General features: G+C 58.1%; 16 protein-coding genes and 1 pseudogene. 4 read left to right on the plus strand and 13 right to left on the minus strand.

Translation table 11 applies throughout. From position 1 onward, the window contains the following. Positions 1 to 128 precede the first annotated feature (128 nt). From CEC48_RS27905 to mtnA, 13 genes and pseudogenes are all read right to left on the minus strand, one after another. Positions 129 to 1,129 (minus strand): annotated as a pseudogene (locus CEC48_RS27905) (hypothetical protein). A 120-nt stretch (positions 1,130 to 1,249) separates the two neighbouring features. Continuing rightward, complete coding sequence (locus CEC48_RS27910) at positions 1,250 to 2,692, minus strand: mannose-1-phosphate guanylyltransferase/mannose-6-phosphate isomerase (protein ID WP_088426649.1); 1,443 nt, start codon at positions 2,690 to 2,692, stop codon at positions 1,250 to 1,252. A gap of 1,011 nt (positions 2,693 to 3,703) precedes the next feature. Further along, positions 3,704 to 3,943 (minus strand): LapA family protein, encoded by a 240-nt coding sequence (locus CEC48_RS27915; RefSeq protein WP_088426650.1) that lies wholly within the window; start codon positions 3,941 to 3,943, stop codon positions 3,704 to 3,706. 27 nt (positions 3,944 to 3,970) lie between these two features. Further along, entirely contained in the window at positions 3,971 to 4,267 is a 297-nt protein-coding gene (gene ihfB / locus CEC48_RS27920; protein WP_088426651.1) for an integration host factor subunit beta, read from the minus strand. A 124-nt stretch (positions 4,268 to 4,391) separates the two neighbouring features. Continuing rightward, complete coding sequence (locus CEC48_RS27925; protein WP_088426652.1) at positions 4,392 to 4,673, minus strand: hypothetical protein; 282 nt, start codon at positions 4,671 to 4,673, stop codon at positions 4,392 to 4,394. Between the two features lie 159 nt (positions 4,674 to 4,832). Next, positions 4,833 to 6,527, minus strand: a complete 1,695-nt coding sequence (gene rpsA / locus CEC48_RS27930) for a 30S ribosomal protein S1 (RefSeq protein WP_003218806.1) — start codon at positions 6,525 to 6,527, stop codon at positions 4,833 to 4,835. A 121-nt stretch (positions 6,528 to 6,648) separates the two neighbouring features. Beyond that, positions 6,649 to 7,338 carry a (d)CMP kinase gene (cmk, locus tag CEC48_RS27935; RefSeq protein WP_003172653.1) on the minus strand — a complete coding sequence of 230 codons (690 nt, stop codon included), beginning with the start codon at positions 7,336 to 7,338 and terminating at the stop codon, positions 6,649 to 6,651. Continuing rightward, positions 7,335 to 9,545 (minus strand): bifunctional prephenate dehydrogenase/3-phosphoshikimate 1-carboxyvinyltransferase, encoded by a 2,211-nt coding sequence (locus tag CEC48_RS27940; protein WP_256579790.1) that lies wholly within the window; start codon positions 9,543 to 9,545, stop codon positions 7,335 to 7,337. The genes cmk and CEC48_RS27940 overlap by 4 nt, the downstream gene beginning before the upstream one ends. 28 nt (positions 9,546 to 9,573) lie before the next feature. After that, positions 9,574 to 10,686: a histidinol-phosphate transaminase gene (hisC, locus tag CEC48_RS27945; protein ID WP_088426654.1), complete on the minus strand. Its 1,113-nt coding sequence runs from the start codon at positions 10,684 to 10,686 to the stop codon at positions 9,574 to 9,576. A gap of 9 nt (positions 10,687 to 10,695) precedes the next feature. Then, complete coding sequence (pheA, locus tag CEC48_RS27950) at positions 10,696 to 11,790, minus strand: prephenate dehydratase (protein WP_048720437.1); 1,095 nt, start codon at positions 11,788 to 11,790, stop codon at positions 10,696 to 10,698. Continuing rightward, positions 11,790 to 12,875 carry a 3-phosphoserine/phosphohydroxythreonine transaminase gene (serC, locus tag CEC48_RS27955; RefSeq protein WP_088426656.1) on the minus strand — a complete coding sequence of 362 codons (1,086 nt, stop codon included), beginning with the start codon at positions 12,873 to 12,875 and terminating at the stop codon, positions 11,790 to 11,792. The genes pheA and serC overlap by 1 nt, the downstream gene beginning before the upstream one ends. Before the next feature lie 191 nt (positions 12,876 to 13,066). After that, positions 13,067 to 15,730 carry a DNA gyrase subunit A gene (gene gyrA / locus CEC48_RS27960; RefSeq protein ID WP_088426658.1) on the minus strand — a complete coding sequence of 888 codons (2,664 nt, stop codon included), beginning with the start codon at positions 15,728 to 15,730 and terminating at the stop codon, positions 13,067 to 13,069. Between the two features lie 302 nt (positions 15,731 to 16,032). Then, positions 16,033 to 17,109 carry an S-methyl-5-thioribose-1-phosphate isomerase gene (gene mtnA / locus CEC48_RS27965; RefSeq protein WP_088426660.1) on the minus strand — a complete coding sequence of 359 codons (1,077 nt, stop codon included), beginning with the start codon at positions 17,107 to 17,109 and terminating at the stop codon, positions 16,033 to 16,035. A gap of 108 nt (positions 17,110 to 17,217) precedes the next feature. Here mtnA and CEC48_RS27970 point away from each other — a divergent pair, with 108 nt between their 5' ends. The 4 genes from CEC48_RS27970 (at position 17,218) to CEC48_RS27985 (ending at position 20,907) form a co-directional block, all read left to right on the plus strand. Then, positions 17,218 to 18,549, plus strand: a complete 1,332-nt coding sequence (locus tag CEC48_RS27970; protein WP_088426661.1) for a TRZ/ATZ family hydrolase — start codon at positions 17,218 to 17,220, stop codon at positions 18,547 to 18,549. Between the two features lie 63 nt (positions 18,550 to 18,612). Next, a complete protein-coding gene (gene ubiG, locus CEC48_RS27975; protein ID WP_088426663.1) occupies positions 18,613 to 19,311 on the plus strand; it encodes a bifunctional 2-polyprenyl-6-hydroxyphenol methylase/3-demethylubiquinol 3-O-methyltransferase UbiG in 699 nt (232 codons plus the stop codon). 4 nt (positions 19,312 to 19,315) lie between these two features. Further along, positions 19,316 to 19,987, plus strand: coding sequence for an N-acetylmuramic acid 6-phosphate phosphatase MupP (gene mupP, locus CEC48_RS27980; protein ID WP_088426665.1), 672 nt, complete (start codon positions 19,316 to 19,318; stop codon positions 19,985 to 19,987). 179 nt (positions 19,988 to 20,166) lie between these two features. Further along, entirely contained in the window at positions 20,167 to 20,907 is a 741-nt protein-coding gene (locus CEC48_RS27985; protein WP_088426666.1) for a YciK family oxidoreductase, read from the plus strand. The last annotated feature ends 89 nt before the right edge of the window (positions 20,908 to 20,996 follow it).

Consider the following 20,996-nt stretch of genomic DNA (forward strand, 5'->3'; position numbering starts at 1 on the left):
GCTGGATGCGTCGTCAACCAGAACACTGCTGCTAAGCTTATCCACAATTGCTGGGACAAAAATCAGCAATCCGTCCTGGGTCAATTTTCAATCGGCAGGGTGGGTCAGTTTTCAATCAGCGCCAACACTCAGTGCACATTAGTAATTAACGATTCAAACTCTGCCAAACGCATACTCATCAGCGCTCGATCTCCCTTGGACTCAACGTTCAGTCACAGTAATGGCTCAGTATTTGACGCCCTCAAACTGAAACGCCAGTCCGGAAAAGAAAGACTGATACCATCTGCTCTATCGATTTCCGGAGCGTGCAGCAAATAGTGAGACGAAACGATTTGAAGTACTTCCGCGACGCTCTCACTCGATAGTTGATTTCACCTGAGCAAGGGTAAGCCTCAATACGCTCATCGACCAATTGAGCCAATGCTTTTCCTGAGGACGGCATCAGTGCACTCAACAACCAGGGAAACATCCCACTGTCGCAATAGGCTAAATCACGAAAATAGTGGTGGGCACTCATCTCCCCACCATACACCGCACCTTCGGATCGCATATGCTCGTTGATAAATGCGCGCCTCGTTTTACTTTGGATGGCAACACCACCCGCCAGTTCAACCTGCTCAATGGTGTTCCATGTCAGCCGCGGGTCATGAATGATCTTCCTACCCGGGCGCTGCCTGAGCAGCGCTTGAGCCAGCAAACCGACAAGATAGTAGCCCTCAATGAATCGCCCAGGCGCATCGAAGAAGAAGCACCGGTCAACATCACCATCCCAGGACAGACCCATATCGCACTGATTGGCGAGCAACGCACGATGAGTCAACTCGCGATTTTCAGGAAGCAGCGGATTCGGCACGCCGTTTGGAAAATGGCCATCAGGGGGCTCATTAATGAACACCCACTGAAACGGTAGCCGGGCAGCCAATGCCTTAAAAATAAGTCCAGCAGTCCCGCTACCTGGGTCGGCAAGAATCTTCAGCGGCTTCAAAGCGCTGATGTCTACAGATTTGCCTTGAAGCTCGACGGCAAGCGAGCGACCTATGCGATAGGCGATGTCTTCGTTAAGTTGAGCAGGAGCCCGACCACGAATATCATAAGCTTTAAAGCATTGAGTCACGATTGGAGGATACATTCTACTCACTAGTCTAAATGCCCGACGCCACCCAAGGGTGGCGATGGCAAGATGGACTGCCAAGGCATGATTCTCTGGCACATCACACCTAACAACGGGGCTCGCACTGGTTCAGTGTCGCTACTTGTTGACGCGACCGTAGTTATCTTCGAAACGCACAATATCGTCCTCACCCAGATAGTCACCGCTCTGCACCTCAATAAGCACCAGATCGATAACGCCAGGATTCATCAACCGATGTTGATGGCCGGCACGGATAAACGTGGACTCATTGGTGTTCAACATCAGCTCTTGCTGATCATTCACAACCTTCGCCATCCCGCTGACAACAATCCAGTGCTCGCTCCTGTGATGATGCATCTGTAGCGACAGGGAAGCCTTCGGCTTGACCACGATTCGCTTAATCTTGAAGCGCTCACCATTTTCCAGCGTGGTGTAGGTACCCCAGGGACGGTGCACTGTACGATGCAACAGATGAACGGTATGGCTGCACGCCTTGAGCTGGTTGACTATATGTTTAACATCTTGCGCGTGATCTTTATGAGCAATCATCACAGCGTCCGCCGTGTCAATCACCAGCAAATCCTCAACTCCCACCAATGCGGTAAGCCGGCCTTCACTATTTACGTAGTTGTTCCGCGAGCCATGAGACAGCACCTCACCCTCAAAACGGTTCCCGTTTTCATCAGGCTCAGTCAAGTCACTCACAGCATTCCAAGAACCGATATCACTCCAGCCAATATCGCATGGGACAGTCGCGACCTTGGACGAGCGCTCCATCAACGCATAATCGATAGAAATATCCGGGACGCTCGCGAATGCATCAGCGTCTAGCGCAAGGCACCGATACTTGCTCGAAGAGGTTAGGCGGGATTTTTCAATTGTTTTGCTAACCGCCTCTATTACGTCCGGAGCATGCTCACGCAACTGTTCGAGCACGGCGCCAACGCGAAAGCAAAACATGCCGGAATTCCAATAGTAGTTACCGGCATTGATGTAATCTTGGGCAGTTTCAAAATTTGGCTTTTCAACAAAACGCGTGACTTTCAACCCGCCGTTCAACGGGGCGTTTTCTTGCGCCTCGATATAACCAAATCCTGTTTCAGGATATGTTGGATGAATTCCAAAAGTCACCAGCCAGTCGTCGGCGGCAAGTGCCATAGCGCGGGTGACCGCCTCCGCAAAAGCTTTTTCGTCTTTAATCAGATGGTCGGCTGCCAGAACCAGCATCTGAACATCAGGACCATGGCTCGCTTCCAACTGAATAGCAGCAGCAGCAACCGCAGCAGCAGTATTTCGCCCGAAAGGCTCGAGAATGAAACCCTGGGCATGCTTGGAGGTGTTAACCGCACCGTACTCATCTTCAGTCTTAAACAGAAGCTCACGGTTGGTCACCGTGAGGACCTCCACCACACCTTCCAGGCGCGATGCACGAAGGAACGTCTTCTGGATAAGGTTCTGACCATCCGGGAGTTCCATGAATGGCTTTGGATGGGCCTCTCGAGAAACAGGCCACAGCCTGCTACCTACACCACCGGACAAAATTACTGGAATCAGTTCCATGCGCTAAATCCTTAAATCCCACTTCCGGCAAGCACATCCAGAAAATGGAGTTCGGTTATATTTCCAGTCATTCCAACATCGCAACCGATGCAAATCTCTACGATCAAAACGATGCAGCGTTGGCAGTTCGATTTTGATCCAGACTACCGGTTTGGTTCAATACTACCCGACCTATCCACCACACCTCTGTTGGATATATCAATCCCCCCTGTTTCAAAGGCGATATCGACTGTGGATATTTTCCTGAAGGAGAGAGCAAACCAATGACTTGGCGCCCTCAGTGGGAACCGTCGTCAGATGATTCCGAAAACTATTCTACAGGTAGCGCAGGGAATTAATAACTCAAGCGGCAGGCTGATCACAAAAAAACCATAAAAAACAAACAACTGCTGGCCACTAAAATAACATCAATCCTTAGGCACGATCAAATCTCAGAACCTCGATGCCCCCTCAAAAAAACCTGACGCCACAAAAGGACCTGCGAAATGTCGCCCCAGCGAGCTGCTGCGACCAAAATACTCAACGCCTCCAGTCAAGAGCTTACGCAGACGACTTCCAGCTCGACACCTACCCCTTCGTTGGCAGTTGCACAGGAGCAGTTCGAGCCCTGAATACACCATTAACTGGATGCTGGCGCAGCTGCCCACGCCCATAATCAGACTGACTGCTTCAACAATCGCGGCCTCGAGGAGCAATCTCGACCGACGGATGCGCGAGCAAACTCCACCCGCAGCCAAAAAGGAGAGCTGCGGAAATACCGCTAAAAATCGGCAAAAAAACTCGAATAACATAGAGCCGATATCGACTTGAGCGCATCTGCGAAGCCAGAAAACTCATGAATACGTGGATCGAAGCCGAATGGCGGGAGAGAAACAAGGCCGAAAAAAGCATCGCATGTAGACCCAACACCTGCTAATGCTCAGAAAGTCGCAGCACACAGGGAGATTAGGCCTGACTCAAAAATCCGGAAGGCGATCCGCACAAATCGACATACTGCACGCAGATAAACACTCACATATGGCGGTTATGTGAAGCTCTAGACGTGCGCGACAAAAACCAGCTAAAGGCAGGCCCGATCACCATGCCGATCAGCAGCGCCGCAACTATAAACACAGATACCGGCAACTCTGGCCCCGACCAGCCCAAGAACGTTAGCGAGACAGACTCCTGATTTTCCAAAACGAATGTCAGAGTCACCAAAATAAGCAACACAGCGAAAATGACGAGCAATACGCTCCTGATATTACGCAAGATCAGCTCCTTGAAGCACGACTACCATCAAACACCGTCATCCTCATCCTCGTTCACCCGATCCCGCAATTCTTTTCCCGGCTTGAAATGCGGTACGAATTTGCCGTCAAGACTAACGGACTGACCAGTCTTAGGATTACGCCCCACACGCGGCGCCCGGTAATGCAGCGAAAAACTACCAAACCCACGAATCTCGATACGATCGCCCGTGGCCAGGCACTGGGACATTTGTTCAAGCATGGTCTTGATGGCCAACTCCACATCCTTGGATGAGAGCAGCCCTTGATGGGTGACAATTCGTTCGATCAACTCCGACTTCGTCATATTTTTCCCTTCTTTTTCAAGCAGCTAGGAAAAGCGCTTCGAAGGTTTTAGCATGACCGGAGGAATTTGAACAGCCCACGCAATAACTTATCTGCAGTACGGATACACCTCAACGGATACCCGCTCAATTGCAAATCACCAGCATCGTCCGCGTGACAGCACCTGCCGGATTCCACCCAAACAGATAGTCACCCTCCTCATCCCTTGCGTCACTGGACCTAGTGATCACTTTGTAGCCCTGAGCCTTGCACTCACGAGCCGCACGCTTGTCGCACTTCTCCCATTTGGAGCCCAAGCCCGAGCAGTCGATCTCAATACCGCTCACGCCGCGCCTGGCGTGGGTCGTGGCGCTGGCCGCGCACCCGGCAAGCATGATTAACGCAAATACTACGATGAGCTTATTCATTCAAATCCTTATCTTGCAGCAGCCAAGGAACAGCTTCCTTTGAAACTATAACCATTTCTGACCCAGAAACTACTTCCTTGGTTCGCGACGGTGTCCCACCAAATCACAGGCACAAAAAAGGGCGACCGAAGTCGCCCTTTTTCTATGGTCTGACAGAACTTAGTTCTGTTTTTCCATTTGTGCGCGCAGCAGGTCGCCCAGAGTGGTAGGACCAGCAGAAGGCTCAGAGGTAGCTGGCTTGTCGCGCAGGCTCTGGATGGCTTCTTTCTCTTCAGCATCGTCTTTCGACTTGATGGAGAGCTGGATTACGCGGCTCTTGCGGTCAACGCTGATGATCTTGGCTTCTACTTCTTCGCCTTCTTTCAGAACGTTGCGCGCGTCTTCAACGCGGTCACGGCTGATTTCGGAGGCTTTCAGAGTCGCTTCGATATCGTCGGCCAGAGTGATGATGGCGCCTTTAGCGTCAACTTCTTTCACGATGCCTTTAACGATTGCGCCTTTGTCGTTCTCTTGAACGTACTCGGAGAACGGATCGCTTTCCAGTTGCTTGATACCCAGGGAGATGCGTTCGCGCTCTGGGTCAACCGACAGGATAACGGTGTCCAGCTCGTCGCCCTTCTTGAAACGACGAACAGCTTCTTCGCCAACTTCGTTCCAGGAGATGTCGGACAGGTGAACCAGGCCGTCGATGCCGCCGTCCAGACCAATGAAGATACCGAAATCGGTGATCGACTTGATGGTGCCGGAGATTTTATCGCCCTTGTTGAACTGGCCAGAGAAATCTTCCCATGGGTTAGATTTGCACTGTTTGATGCCGAGGGAGATACGACGACGCTCTTCGTCGATGTCCAGAACCATAACTTCCACTTCGTCGCCGACTTGTACGACTTTCGAAGGGTGGATGTTTTTGTTGGTCCAGTCCATTTCGGAAACGTGTACCAGGCCTTCCACGCCTTCTTCCAGCTCTGCGAAGCAGCCGTAGTCGGTCAGGTTGGTAACACGCGCGGTTACGCGAGTGCTTTCTGGGTAACGAGCCTTGATAGCGACCCATGGATCTTCGCCCAGCTGCTTCAAGCCCAGGGAGACACGGTTGCGCTCACGATCGTACTTCAGAACCTTGACATCGATCTCGTCGCCAACGTTGACGATTTCCGATGGATGCTTGATACGCTTCCAAGCCATGTCGGTAATGTGCAGCAGGCCATCGACGCCACCCAGATCGACGAATGCGCCGTAATCGGTGAGGTTCTTGACGATACCTTTGACTTGTTGGCCTTCCTGCAGGGATTCCAGCAGAGCTTCACGCTCGGCGGAGTTTTCTGCTTCCAGGACGCTGCGACGGGAAACGACAACGTTGTTGCGCTTCTGGTCGAGCTTGATGACCTTGAATTCGAGTTCTTTGCCTTCCAGGTGCGTGGTGTCGCGCACAGGACGAACGTCGACCAAAGAACCTGGCAGGAACGCACGGATGCCGTTAACGTCGACAGTGAAGCCGCCTTTAACCTTACCGTTGATAACGCCCTTGACCACTTCTTCAGCTGCGAAGGCTGCTTCGAGAACGATCCAGCATTCAGCGCGCTTGGCTTTTTCACGGGACAGCTTGGTTTCACCGAAACCATCTTCAACCGAGTCCAGCGCAACGTGAACTTCGTCACCGACATTGATAGTCAGGTCGCCAGCGTCGTTGTAGAACTGCTCAAGCGGGATGAGTGCTTCAGACTTCAGACCAGCGTGAACGGTTACCCAGCGAGCTTGGTAATCGATATCAACGATAACACCGGTGATGATGGAGCCTGCCTGAAGGTTCAGGGTTTTTAGGCTTTCTTCAAAGAGTTCCGCAAAGCTTTCGCTCATTTTAATTCCTGTTGATAAGGGCGAAGAATACGCCCATCTGCCACACCCCAGACGGTGTGGGTTACGTTCATATAAGAGAAGAACGGCAGGACTAAGACTGGTCCCCTGCGCTCCTTCTGAGTCACCCGGCGATATCGCGAATGGCGATTTCACTCAAGATGCGTTCCAGCACCTGCTCGATGGACAACTCCGTGGAATCCAGCTGTATGGCGTCAGCCGCCGGTTTGAGCGGGGCTACCGCACGCTGGGTGTCACGCTCATCGCGTGCACGGATCTCATCTAGCAGACTCGACAGACTAACACCATCGACTTTTCCCTTCAACTGCAAGTAACGGCGACGGGCCCGCTCCTCGGCGCTGGCGGTCAGGAAAATCTTCAGTGGCGCCTCCGGAAACACCACCGTGCCCATGTCGCGGCCATCAGCCACAAGACCCGGCGGCTCCTGGAAAGCCCGCTGGCGCTGCAGCAGTGCGTCGCGCACCGCCGGCAATGCGGCGACCTGGGAAGCCCAGGAACCAACCTGCTCGTTACGCAGGTCATCGGTCACATCGTCCCCTTCCAGAATGATGCGCTGCGGATGACCTTCCGTCGCCCCGACGAACTGCACGTCGAGATGGGCGGCCAGCAGCTTCAGCGATTCTTCGTTGGTCAGGTCGACGCCATGATTGCGTGCGGCAAAGGCCAGCAAGCGGTACAGCGCCCCGGAATCCAGCAGGCACCAGCCCAGGCGCTTGGCCAGGATGCCGGCGATCGTGCCTTTGCCCGAGCCGCTTGGCCCGTCGATGGTAATCACCGGTGCTTTGATATTCACAATTGAGCCTCTTGGGCAACACGGATGCCGACTTGGGCACACAGTGTAAGAAAATTCGGAAAAGACGTAGCCACGTTGGCACAGTCATGGATACGAATCGGCGCAGCCGCTCGCAGGGAAGCCACACTGAAGGCCATGGCAATCCGGTGATCGCCATGGGCATGGACCTCACCACCGCCTATCACGCCGCCATCAATAATAATCCCATCAGGTGTCGGTTCACACTTCACGCCCAGGGCGAGCAGACCGTCGGCCATGACCTGGATCCGGTCGGACTCCTTGACCCGCAACTCCTCTGCCCCACGCAATACCGTTCGGCCTTCAGCGCACGCCGCGGCCACGAACAACACCGGGAACTCATCGATAGCCAGCGGAACCAACGCCTCGGGAATCTCGATCCCCTTCAACGGCGCTGCGCGAACACGCAGATCAGCAACCAGCTCGCCCCCCACTTCACGCTGGTTTTCCAGGGTGATATCCGCGCCCATCAGCCGCAGGATATCGATCACCCCGGTACGGGTCGGATTGATGCCCACATGCTCAAGCAACAGCTCGGAGCCTTCGGCAATCGATGCCGCCACCAGGAAAAACGCCGAGGAGGAAATATCCCCCGGTACTTCGATATGCGTCGCGGTAAGCGAATGACCCGACTCGACCGACGCCGTAGCCCCCACCACCCCCACCGGATAGCCAAAACCACGCAACATCCGCTCGGTATGGTCACGGGTCGGTGCTGGCTCAGTAATCGAGGTTTTACCCTCGGCATACAACCCGGCCAGCAACAGGCAGGATTTAACCTGAGCGCTGGCCATCGGCAACGCGTAGGTCAGTCCTTTAAGTGCCTGACCACCACGAATCGTCAGCGGCGGGCGCCCTTCCGGCCCGGTCTCGATCACCGCGCCCATCTCACGCAATGGCTTGGCCACGCGACTCATTGGGCGCTTGGACAGCGAGGCATCACCGGTCAACACGCTGTCGAAACTCTGCGCCGCCAGCAAACCGGACAACAGCCGCATGGAGGTACCGGAATTACCGAGATAGATCGGACCTGGCGCCGGTTTCAAGCCATGCAAGCCAACACCGTGAATCGTGACGCGCCCATGGTGCGGGCCTTCAATCACCACGCCCATGTCGCGAAACGCCTGCAAGGTCGCCAGGGCATCTTCACCCTCCAGGAAACCTTCTACCTCAGTGATGCCGTCCGCCAGGGAGCCCAGCATGATCGACCGATGGGAGATCGATTTATCCCCAGGCACCCGAATCTTCCCGCTCAAGCGGCCACCGGGGCTCGCGAGAAACACCAGGTCATCGGCGTTTGCAGCAGCCTCCATATAAGCCCGACGTGCCAGAATCTTGCTGAAATGCTCCCGCGCCACCCGCGCACGGGTGAACACACCCAACAACTGATGCCCGTCGCCGGCATCGACCGCGTCGCGCAAGGCGTCAAGGTCGCTGCGGAACGTATCCAGGGTGCGCAATACCGCATCGCGGTTGGCGAGGAAGATGTCGTGCCACATCACCGGGTCGCTGCCAGCGATTCGGGTAAAGTCGCGGAAACCACCGGCGGCGTAACGGAAAATCTCAAGGTTCTCGTTGCGCTTGGCCAGCGAATCCACCAGGCCAAACGCCAGCAAATGCGGTAAATGGCTGGTCGCCGCCAACACTTCATCGTGGCGCTCGACCTGCATATGCTCGACATCTGCCCCCAGCTCACGCCAGAGCCGATCAACCACGGCAAGTGCCACAGGATCGGTTTCATCCAGCGGCGTCAGAATCACTTTATGGCGACGGAACAGCTGCGCATTGGACGCCTCCACTCCGCTCTGCTCGGAGCCGGCAATCGGATGCCCAGGCACAAAGCGTGCGGGCATACCACCAAACGCCATCCGCGCGGCACGTACGACGTTGCCCTTGGCACTGCCGACGTCGGTCAGGATTGCCTGCCCAAGGTCCATGCCGGCCAACAGCGCCAGCAACTTCTCCATGGCCAGGATCGGCACCGCCAACTGAATGACATCCGCACCCTTGCAGGCAACGGCGAGGTCCGCCTCGCAGCGGTCCACCACGCCCAACTCAACCGCCAACTTACGCGATTGCGGATCCAGGTCCACACCGACCACTTCGCCACACAGGCCGCTTTCCCGCAGGCCTTTGGCGAAGGAGCCGCCGATCAATCCCAGACCGACCACCACCAGGCGACCGATCATAGGCACAGCAGGTTGCAATGCAGTGACATCAACCACGAGCCAGAACCTTGGCCAGCGCCTCGAGGAAGCGGCTGTTTTCAGCAGGCAAACCAATGGTGATGCGCAGGTGGTACGGCATGCCGTAGTTGGCCACCGGACGCACAATCACACCTTCACGCAGCAGCCCCTGGAACACAGGAGCAGCCACTTGGCCGAGGTCGACACAAATGAAGTTGCCCTTGGACGGAATCCAGCCCAGGCCCAACTCACGGAAGCCTTCCTGCAACTGCAGCATGCCGCTTTCGTTGATCCGACGGCCTTCTTCAAGGTACTCAGCGTCCTGCACCGCGGCGCAAGCCGCCGCCAGCGCGAGGCTGTTGACGTTGAATGGCTGACGAACACGGTTCAGCACGTCGGCCACCACCGCAGTGGACAGGCCGTAGCCAACCCGCAGCGACGCCAGGCCATAAGCCTTGGAGAAGGTGCGCGAGACCAGCAGGTTCGGATAAGCCGCGAGGAAGTCCAGGCCGTCCGGCAGGTCGCTGCCTTCGGCGTACTCAATGTAAGCCTCGTCCAGCACCACCAGCACGTGCTCCGGCACATCTTGCAGGAAGTTGTCCAAGACCTCGGCGCTGAACCAGGTGCCGGTCGGGTTATTCGGGTTGGCAATAAACACGACGCGGGTCTGGTCATCGATAGCCGCCAGCATGGCCGGCAGGTCATGCCCCCACTCCTTCGCAGGAATGATGCGAGCGTCAGCCCCCACCGCCTGAGTCACGATCGGATAGACCGCAAACGCGTGTTCGCTGAACACTGCGTTCAGGCCCGGCGCCAGATAGGCACGGCCGACCAGCTCAAGAATGTCGTTGGAGCCGTTACCCAGGGTCACCTGGTTCAGCTCAACCCGGCATTTTTCCGCCAACAGGGACTTGAGCTCAAAACCGTTACCATCGGGATAACGGGTCAGCTCGGCCAGCGCATCACGAATCGCGGCCAATACCTTGGGGCTTGGGCCCAGCGGGTTTTCGTTACTGGCCAGCTTTACGATCTTCGACGGATCCAGATTCAACTCACGCGCCAGCTCGTCCACAGGCTTGCCCGGAACGTAAGGCGACAGTTGTTGCACGCCCGACTGTGCCAGGGCGAGGAAGTTGCCACTCATGTTAAAGCCTCACAAAACCGCTTTCGGGTAAGAGCCCAGCACCTTGAGTGCGACGGCTTCCTGACTGATTTTCTCGAGCACACCCTTGACCAGTGGGTCGCGGTGATGGCCGACGAAGTCGATAAAGAACACATAAGTCCATTTACCGCTGCGCGAAGGACGAGTCTCGATTCGCGTCAGGTCAATCCCGTTGTCGTGGAACGGCACCAGCAGCTCATGCAGCGCGCCGGGCTTGTTGCTCATGGAAACGATGATCGAAGTCTTGTCGTCGCCGGTCGGCGGCACTTCCTGGCTGCCGATCATCAGGAAGCGCGTGGAGTTATCCGGGCGATCCTCGATTTTCTCGGCCAGGCGCGTCAGGCCGTACAGGCCAGCGGCCATGTCGCCGGCAATCGCCGCCGAATTCCACTCACCCTTGACCCGCTTCGCCGCTTCGGCGTTGCTGGACACCGCCACGCGTTCCACGTTCGGGTAGTGCGCGTCCAGCCACTTGCGGCACTGGGCCAGGGACTGGGCGTGGGAATAGATGCGACTGATGCTGTCGGTCTTGGTGTTTTCGCCCACCAGCAGGTGATGGTGGATACGCAGCTCGACTTCGCCGCAGATCACCATGTCGTGCTCAAGGAAGCTGTCGAGGGTGTGGTTGACGGCGCCTTCGGTGGAGTTTTCCACCGGCACCACGCCAAAATTCACCGCACCGGCGGCCACTTCACGGAACACTTCATCAATCGCGGCCATCGGCTTGCTGATCACCGCGTGACCAAAGTGCTTCATCGCCGCAGCCTGGGTGAAGGTGCCTTCCGGCCCCAGGTAAGCCACTTTCAGCGGCTGCTCCAGTGCCAGGCACGAAGACATGATTTCACGGAACAACCGCGCCATATCTTCGTTGCCCAACGGGCCTTTGTTGCGCTCCATCACGCGCTTGAGCACCTGGGCTTCACGCTCCGGACGGTAAAATACCGGCACTTCGCCTTCAGCCAGGGAAGCCATTTTCACCCGTGCAACTTCTTGGGCGCACCGCGCGCGCTCACTGATCAGCTCCAGGACTTTCTCGTCCAGGCTGTCAATGCGCACGCGCAGGGCCTTGAGTTCTTGCTCAGACATTAGCCGTGTTCCTTTTCGAACTCTGCCATGTAAGCCACCAGCGCCTTGACGGCGTGGATATCGACAGCGTTATAGATGGAGGCGCGCATGCCACCTACCGAACGGTGGCCCTTGAGGTTCAACAGGCCGCGCTCGTCGGCGCCGACCAGGAATGGCTTGTCCAGGCGGTCATCAGCCAGGCGGAACGGCACGTTCATCCATGAGCGGTCGGTCAGGTTGATCGGGTTGCTGTACAGGCCGCTGGCGTCGATGAAATCGTACAGGGTACGTTTCTTCTCTTCGTTGAGCTTGCCCATGGCAGCCACGCCGCCCTGTTCTTTCAGCCATTCGAACACCAGGCCCGACAGGTACCAGGCGAAGGCCGGCGGGGTGTTGTACATCGAGCCGTTATCGGCCGCGACCTTGTAGTTGAGCATGGTCGGGCACAGCGAGCGCGCGCGCCCCAACAGGTCCTCACGGATGATGTTGACCAGGATACCGCTCGGGCCGATGTTCTTCTGCGCGCCGGCGTAGATCATGCCGTACTTGGACACATCGATCGGGCGCGAGAGGATGTCCGAGGACATGTCGCACACCAGCGGAACATCACCCACTTGCGGCACCCAGTCGAACTCCAGGCCGCCGATGGTTTCGTTCGCTACGTAGTGAACATAGGCCGCGTCTTTGGAGAGCTTCCACTCGTTCTGACCGGGAATGGCGAAGTAGTCGTAAGGCTTGGCAGTGCCCGCCACATTGACGTGACCATAACGGGAGGCTTCTTCAATGGCCTTCTGCCCCCAGATACCGGTGTCGATATAGTCGGCAGTGCCGCCTTCCGGCAGAAGATTCAGCGGGATCTGTGCGAACTGCTGGCTCGCGCCACCCTGCACGAACAGCACTTTGTAGTCGGACGGGATGTCCAGCAAGTCGCGCATGTCCTGCTCGGCATTGGTGGCAATGGACACGAACTCATCGCTGCGATGGCTCATTTCCATCACGGAGAGGCCTTTTCCATGCCAGTCGAGGAGTTCACCCTGCGCGCGCTGCAGGACTGCTTCAGGAAGCGCCGCGGGACCGGCACAGAAGTTATAGGCTCTCTTGCTCACATCCAATCTCTCTGATCTGGTGGGATGGAAATCAAATACTGTAGGAGCGAGCTTGCTCGCGAAAAACCCGGGAACGCAAGGTCGTATCAGACAGCCCGCGTTATCGCTGGCGATTTTCGCGAGCAAGCTCGCTCCTACAGAGGGGACAAACAACAAGGGGGCGAATCTTCATCCGCCCCCTGTGTGTCCGCTTATTCCTGCGGTTCTTCTTCGTCTGCGGCAGCGTCGAGTGGTTGCTCGTCGACGCCGTCATCGGCATCGCCGATCACTTGCCCCTCGAGTGCAATCCCCTCTTCGCCTTCCAGCTCCTCGCCTTCGACTTCCGATGGCTCCTGGACACGCTCCAGGCCTACCAGCGTTTCGTCGCTGGCCAGCTTGATCAAGGTCACGCCCTGGGTGTTACGACCCAGGCTCGACACTTCATCAACCCGGGTACGTACCAGGGTGCCCTGGTCGGAAATCAGCATGATTTCCTCGCCATCCAGCACCTGGACCGCGCCGACCAGACGGCCGTTGCGATCGTTGCTGACCATGGCAATAACGCCCTGGCCGCCACGTTTGTACTCAGGGAACTCGCTGATCGCCGTACGCTTGCCGTAGCCACGCGCCGAAGCAGTGAGGATCTCGCTGCCTTCTTCCGGGATCAGCATCGAAATCAGCTTCTGCCCTTCCGGCAGACGCATGCCGCGCACACCGCGAGCGGTACGGCCCATGGCGCGAACGTCGGATTCCTTGAAGCGCGTGACCTTGCCGCCGTCGGAGAACAGCATGACTTCACGCTCGCCGTCGGTGATGGCTGCCGAAATCAATACGTCGCCTTCGTCCAGTTCGAGGGCGATCAGGCCCACGCTGCGTTGACGGCTGAAGGATTCCAGCGGGGTCTTCTTCACAGTGCCTTTGGCGGTAGCCATGAAGATGAAGTGACCTTCGGTGTATTCGTCCACCGGCAGCATGGTGGTGATGTATTCATCACTGTCCAGCGGCAGCAGGTTGACCAACGGACGACCACGGGCAGCGCGGGACGCTTCCGGGATTTCGTAGGTTTTCAGCCAGTACACCTTGCCCTTGCTGGAGAACAGCAGCAGCGTGGTATGGCTGTTGGCAACCAGCAGGTGAGCGATGTAGTCCTCATCCTTGACGCCGGTAGCCGATTTGCCTTTACCGCCACGACGCTGGGCCTGGTACGCAGCCAATGGCTGGGTCTTGGCATAACCACCGTGGGAGATGGTCACGACGCGATCTTCTTCCGGGATCATGTCACCCAGGGTCAGGTCGAGACGGGCATCGAGAATCTCGGTGCGGCGCACGTCGCCGTATTCGGCGCGGATCACTTCCAGTTCTTCGCGGATCACTTCCATCAGGCGCACAGCGCTGTTAAGGATGCGGATCAGCTCGCCGATCTGGTTGAGAATCTCCTGGTACTCGGCCAGCAGTTTTTCGTGCTCCAGGCCGGTCAGGCGGTGCAGACGCAGTTCCAGGATGGCCTGGGCCTGTTCCGGGGACAGGAAATACTTGCCGTCGCGCAGGCCGTATTGTGGGTCCAGGGTTTCCGGACGGCACGAATCGGCACCGGCACGTTCAACCATCGCCACTACGGCGCTGGATTCCCACGGCATCTTGATCAGGGCTTCCTTGGCTTCCGACGGCGTCGGCGAGGCCTTGATCAGGGCGATGACCGGGTCGATGTTCGACAGCGCAACGGCCTGGCCTTCCAGGATGTGGCCGCGCTCACGGGCCTTGCGCAGTTCGAATACGGTACGGCGGGTAACCACTTCGCGGCGGTGACGCACGAAGGCTTCCAGCAGATCCTTGAGGTTCAGGATGCGCGGGCGGCCGTCGATCAGCGCTACCACGTTGATACCAAACACGCTTTGCAGCTGGGTCTGGGCATAAAGGTTGTTGAGGATAACCTCAGGCACTTCGCCACGACGCAGCTCGATCACCACGCGCATACCGTCTTTGTCAGACTCGTCGCGCAGTTCGGTGATGCCTTCCAGCTTCTTCTCTTTAACCAGCTCGGCGATCTTCTCGATCAGACGCGCCTTGTTCAACTGGTAAGGGAGTTCGGTGATGACGATCTGCTGGCGGCCACCGACCTTGTCGATGTCTTCGATCATCGAGCGGGCGCGCATGTAAATGCGGCCACGACCGGTGCGGTAGGCTTCGATGATGCCGGCGCGACCGTTGATGATCGCGGCCGTCGGGAAGTCCGGGCCGGGGATGTATTGCATCAGCTCATCGATGGTCAACTCAGGGTTGTCGATGAGGGCCAGGCAACCGTCGATCACTTCACCGAGGTTGTGTGGCGGGATGTTGGTGGCCATGCCCACGGCGATACCGCTGGAGCCGTTGACCAACAGGTTGGGAATACGGGTTGGCATGACTGCCGGGATCATTTCGGTGCCGTCGTAGTTCGGCACCCAGTCCACGGTTTCTTTGTGCAGGTCAGCCAGCAGCTCGTGTGCCAGCTTGGTCATGCGCACTTCGGTGTATCGCATGGCCGCAGCGTTGTCGCCGTCGACCGAACCGAAGTTGCCCTGGCCGTCTACCAGCAGGTAGCGCAGGGAAAACGGCTGGGCCATCCGAACGATGGTGTCGTACACCGCAGTGTCGCCGTGAGGGTGATACTTACCGATCACGTCACCGACAACACGGGCAGATTTCTTGTACGGCTTGTTCCAGTCGTTACCCAGCTCGCTCATCGCGAACAGCACACGCCTGTGCACGGGCTTCAAGCCATCGCGCGCATCAGGCAGTGCCCGACCGACAATTACGCTCATCGCGTAGTCGAGGTAGGACTGTTTCAGCTCGTCTTCGATATTGACCGGGAGGATTTCTTTGGCCAGTTCGCCCATGAGAAGCCTGATTCCTTTTTCGGGTGAAACCTCGTCACATCCATATGGGACGAACGAAGCTCGCCGCTGCTGGCATGGTGCCTGGCAACGACTTACGACAAATCAACGAGTTATGACACGGATCTGCGCATTAAAGGTTACCCCTTGAGGTGACCCTGGAAACCGCCGGATGTTATCACAATCGCCGCCACGCACCTATCCCCCTGACGCGCATGGAGCATAGTAAGTTGACGAATAACAGGCTTGACGGCGACGAGAGGGGCTTAGAGCTGATCCAAGGCAATTTTTGCGGGCGAATTGCCTTAATGCAGGCGCTTACGACACATCAGTTGTGCCATCTTCGCCGTGTCGGGGCGTTCGACGATGCCTTTTTCGGTGACGATCACATCAATCAGGTCCGCGGGCGTCACGTCAAACACCGGGTTGAAGGCGTCTACATCGGCCGCCACACGGGTGCCGCCGACCTCCAGCAGCTCGCGAGCGTCGCGCTCTTCAAGCGGCACGTCATCACCGCTGGCAGCCATCATGTCGATGGTAGAGCTGGGCGCCACCACCATGAAGCGCACGCCGTGGTGCATGGCACACACTGCCAGTTGATAGGTGCCGATCTTGCTGACCACGTCACCGTTGGCGGCAATGCAATCGGCGCCCACGATCACCCAGGTCACGCCTTTGGTCTTGAGAATATGCGCGCCAGCCGAATCGGCATTCACGGTGACCGGAATTCCCTCGTTGGCCAGTTCCCAGGCCGTCAGCCGCGAGCCTTGCAGCCAAGGTCGGGTTTCGTTGGCGTAGACCCGCTCTACCATGCCTTCCAAAAACGCCCCGCGAATCACACCCAGCGCCGTACCGACGCCGCCTGTGGCCAACGCGCCCGCATTGCCATGGGTCAGGATCGCCTGGACGTTGCCCTGGTGCTTGCGGATCAGTTCCACACCCAACTGCGCCATGGTCAGGTTGGCTTCACGATCACTTTGGTGAATCGCCACCGCCTCGGCTTCCAGCACCGCCAATGGGTCGGCGTGCTTCTTCAGGCGATCCAGACAATCGCGCATGCGCTTCATGGCCCAAAAAAGGTTCGACGCCGTCGGGCGGGTATCCGCCAGCGACGCGTAGTCCTCTTCCCAGGCGGCCTGCCAGTCATCGCCCTCGGCGATGTGAGCACGAGCGGCCAGCACCAAGCCATAGGCTGCACTGATGCCAATGGCCGGCGCACCGCGCACCACCATCGAGCGAATGGCCTCAGCCACCTCGGCGGCACTGGTACAGGCCACCCAGGTTTCTGCGGACGGCAAGATACGCTGATCGAGCAGGTACAGTGCGCCATCACGCCAGTCGATGGCCTTCACTTTCTCCGCAGCCAACAGTCGATCGCGCATCCCTCACCCCGTACTCATGAACAAAAGCCGCCGATTATAGCGATCCGCCAGCCAGGACGCTCGGGTATACTTCGCCGTTCTTTATAGATGCCTGGGAAACCGCCCTCGATGACGCCGACTGCCGCCCCGCTCGACTTATTGCTGCTGCCCACCTGGCTGGTACCTGTCGAGCCTGCCGGTGTGGTGCTCAAGGAGCACGGCCTGGGCATTCGCGACGGGCGCATTGCGTTTATCGGCCCGCGCGCCGCGGCCTTGAAGCTCGAAGCGACCGAGGTGCGTGAACTGCCGGGCATGCTGCTCAGCCCCGGCCTGATCAACGCCCATGGCCACGCGGCGATGACGCTGTTTCGCGGCCTGGCCGACGACCTGCCGCTGATGACCTGGCTGGAAAACCACATCTGGCCCGCCGAGGCCAAGTGGGTCGATGAAGCCTTCGTGCGCGACGGCACCGACCTGGCGATCGCCGAGCAGATCAAGGGCGGCATCACGTGTTTCTCGGACATGTACTTCTTCCCGAAAGTCGCCAGCGAACGCGTGCACAACAGTGGCATGCGTGCGCAAATCGCCATCCCGATCCTTGATTTCCCGATTCCTGGCGCCGCTGACGCCGATGAGGCCATTCGCCAGGGCGTCGAACTGTTCGGCGACCTCAAGCATCACCCCCGAATCAAAATCACCTTCGGCCCCCACGCGCCGTACACCGTCTGCGATGAAAACCTGGAAAAAATCCGGGTAATTGCCGAGGAGCTGGACGCCTCGATCCACATGCACGTGCATGAGACCGCCTTTGAAGTGCAGCAGTCCGTCGAACAGCGCGGTGAACGCCCGCTGGCACGGCTTGGCCGCCTCGGCTTGCTGGGGCCGCGCTTCCAGGCCGTTCATATGACCCAAATCAGCGATGACGACCTGGCTTTACTGGTAGAAAGTAACACCAGCGTGATCCACTGCCCGGAATCCAATCTGAAACTGGCCAGCGGCTTCTGCCCGGTGGAACGCCTGTGGCAAGCCGGCGTCAATGTGGCAGTAGGCACCGACGGCGCCGCCAGTAACAATGACCTCGACCTGCTGGGCGAAACCCGCACCGCCGCGTTGCTGGCCAAGGCCGTCGCCGGCTCGGCCACCGCCCTGGATGCCCACCGCGCATTGCGCATGGCCACCCTCAACGGCGCCCGGGCCATGGGCCTGGAACGTGAAATCGGCTCGCTGGAAGTCGGCAAGGCCGCCGACATAGTGGCCTTCGACTTGTCGGGCCTGGCGCAACAACCGATCTACGATCCGGTCTCACAGCTTATATATGCCACCGGACGCGATTGTGTGAAACACCTTTGGGTCGGCGGCAAGCAATTGCTCGACGACCGGCAACTGACCCGCCTGGATGAACAACAGTTGTGCACCACGGCCATCGCCTGGGGCCAACGCATCAGCGGACACAGCGAATAACGCCCGCCCTGGCAACGCATGCCAGGACCGGCAAAACGTTTTATCAGATTTAGAGGATTCCCCATGAGCAACGTCGACCACGCTGAAATCGCCAAATTCGAAGCCCTCGCCCATCGCTGGTGGGACCGCGAAAGCGAGTTCAAACCGCTGCACGATATCAACCCGCTGCGGGTCAACTGGATTGACGAGCGCGTCAACCTGGCCGGCAAGAAGGTGCTGGACGTGGGTTGCGGCGGCGGGATTCTCAGCGAATCCATGGCCCAGCGCGGCGCCACTGTAATGGGTATCGACATGGGCGAAGCGCCCTTGGCCGTAGCCCAGTTGCACCAGCTGGAATCGGGCGTAAATGTCGAATACCGGCAGATCACCGCCGAAGACCTGGCTGAAGAGATGCCGGGGCAGTTCGACGTGGTCACGTGCCTGGAAATGCTCGAGCACGTGCCCGACCCGTCTTCGGTGATCCGCGCGTGCTTCCGTATGGTCAAGCCTGGCGGCCAGGTGTTCTTCTCCACCATCAACCGTAATCCGAAGGCGTATCTGTTCGCGATCATCGGTGCCGAATACATCATGAAGCTGCTGCCCCGCGGCACCCATGACTTCAAGAAATTCATCCGCCCTTCCGAGCTGGGTGCCTGGAGCCGCCAGGCCGGGCTGACCGTCAAGGACATCATCGGCTTGACCTACAACCCGCTGACCAAGCACTACAAGCTGGCCAGCGACGTTGACGTCAACTACATGATCCAGACCCTGCGCGAGGAGTAAGCCTGTGAAGTTGCAAGCGGTTCTTTTCGACATGGACGGTACCCTGCTGGACACCGCGCCAGACTTTATCGCCATCTGCCAGGCCATGCGGGCCGACCGCGGCCTGGCCCCGATGAACGACCAGCACATCCGCGATGAAATCTCCGGCGGCGCCCGGGCGATGGTCGCTGTGACCTTTTCCATGGACCCCGAATCCCCAGGCTTTGAAGAACTGCGCCAAGAGTTTCTGGAGCGTTACCTCAAGGGCTGCGCGATCCACAGCAAGCTGTTCGAGGGCATGGAAGAGCTGCTGGTGGATATCGAGAAATCCAAGCTGATCTGGGGCGTGGTCACCAACAAGCCGCTGCGCTTTGCCGAACCGATCATGCAGCAGTTGGGCCTGGCGGAACGCTCGGCGCTGTTGATCTGCCCGGACCACGTGAAGAACAGCAAGCCGGACCCGGAGCCGTTGATCCTGGCGTGCAAGATGCTCGACCTGGACCCGGCCAGCGTGCTGTTTGTGGGTGATGACCTGCGGGACATCGAGTCGGGCCGCGACGCCGGCACCCGCACCGCCGCAGTCACCTACGGCTATATCCACCCGGACGACAACCCGCGTAACTGGGGTGCCGACGTGGTGGTGGATCACCCGCTGGAATTGCGCAAAGTGCTGGATAGCGCACTGTGTAGCTGCTGATCGGGAATGCTTGAGGTTGATGCACTTTTGTGGCGAGGGAGCTTGCTCCCGTTCGACTGCGCAGCAGTCGCAAAAAAAAGGGGCTGCTTCGCAACCCAACGGGAGCAAGCTCCCTCGCCACAGAAGCCTTAGCCACAATCAATCACATGGATTTTCTGTGAACTTTGTCGAGGTTGTTTATGTTTGATTACTCTGCACGTCCAGAACTGCTCAAAGGCCGGGTCATCCTGGTCACCGGCGCCGGGCGCGGAATTGGCGCAGCGGCGGCAAAAACCTATGCCGCCCATGGTGCCACCGTGCTGTTGCTGGGCAAGACCGAAGCCAACCTGGCCCAGGTCTATGACGAAATCGAAGCCGCCGGCCAGCCACAGCCGGTGGTGATCCCGTTCAACCTGGAGACCGCCCTGCCCCATCAATACGATGAGTTGGCAGCGATGATCGAAAAAGAATTCGGCCACCTCGACGGCCTGCTGCACAACGCCTCGATCATCGGCCCGCGCACACCGATCGAACAGTTGTCCGGTGAGAATTTCATGCGGGTGATGCACGTGAACGTCAACGCGATGTTCATGCTGACCAGCACGTTGTTGCCGCTGCTCAAGCTGTCCCAGGATGCGTCGGTGGTGTTCACCTCCAGCAGCGTGGGCCGTAAGGGCCGTGCCTATTGGGGTGCATACGGGGTGTCGAAGTTTGCCACCGAAGGCTTGATGCAAACCCTGGCCGATGAGCTGGATAACGTGGCACCGGTGCGGGCCAACAGCATCAACCCGGGCGCCACCCGCACCAGCATGCGGGCCCAGGCGTATCCAGGGGAGAACCCGATCGATAACCCGACACCGGAAGAAATCATGCCGGTGTACCTGTACCTGATGGGGCCGGACAGCACTGGCATTAATGGGCAGGCGTTTGACGCGCAATAACAACTGACACAATAGAGACCAAATGTGGGAGCGGGCTTGCTCGCGAAGGCGGTGGATCAGTCGATATCTCTGTTGACTGACACACCGCC

Origin of the sequence: Pseudomonas sp. K2I15 (assembly GCF_002204795.1) — a bacterium.
Classification (GTDB): Bacteria; Pseudomonadota; Gammaproteobacteria; order Pseudomonadales; family Pseudomonadaceae; genus Aquipseudomonas.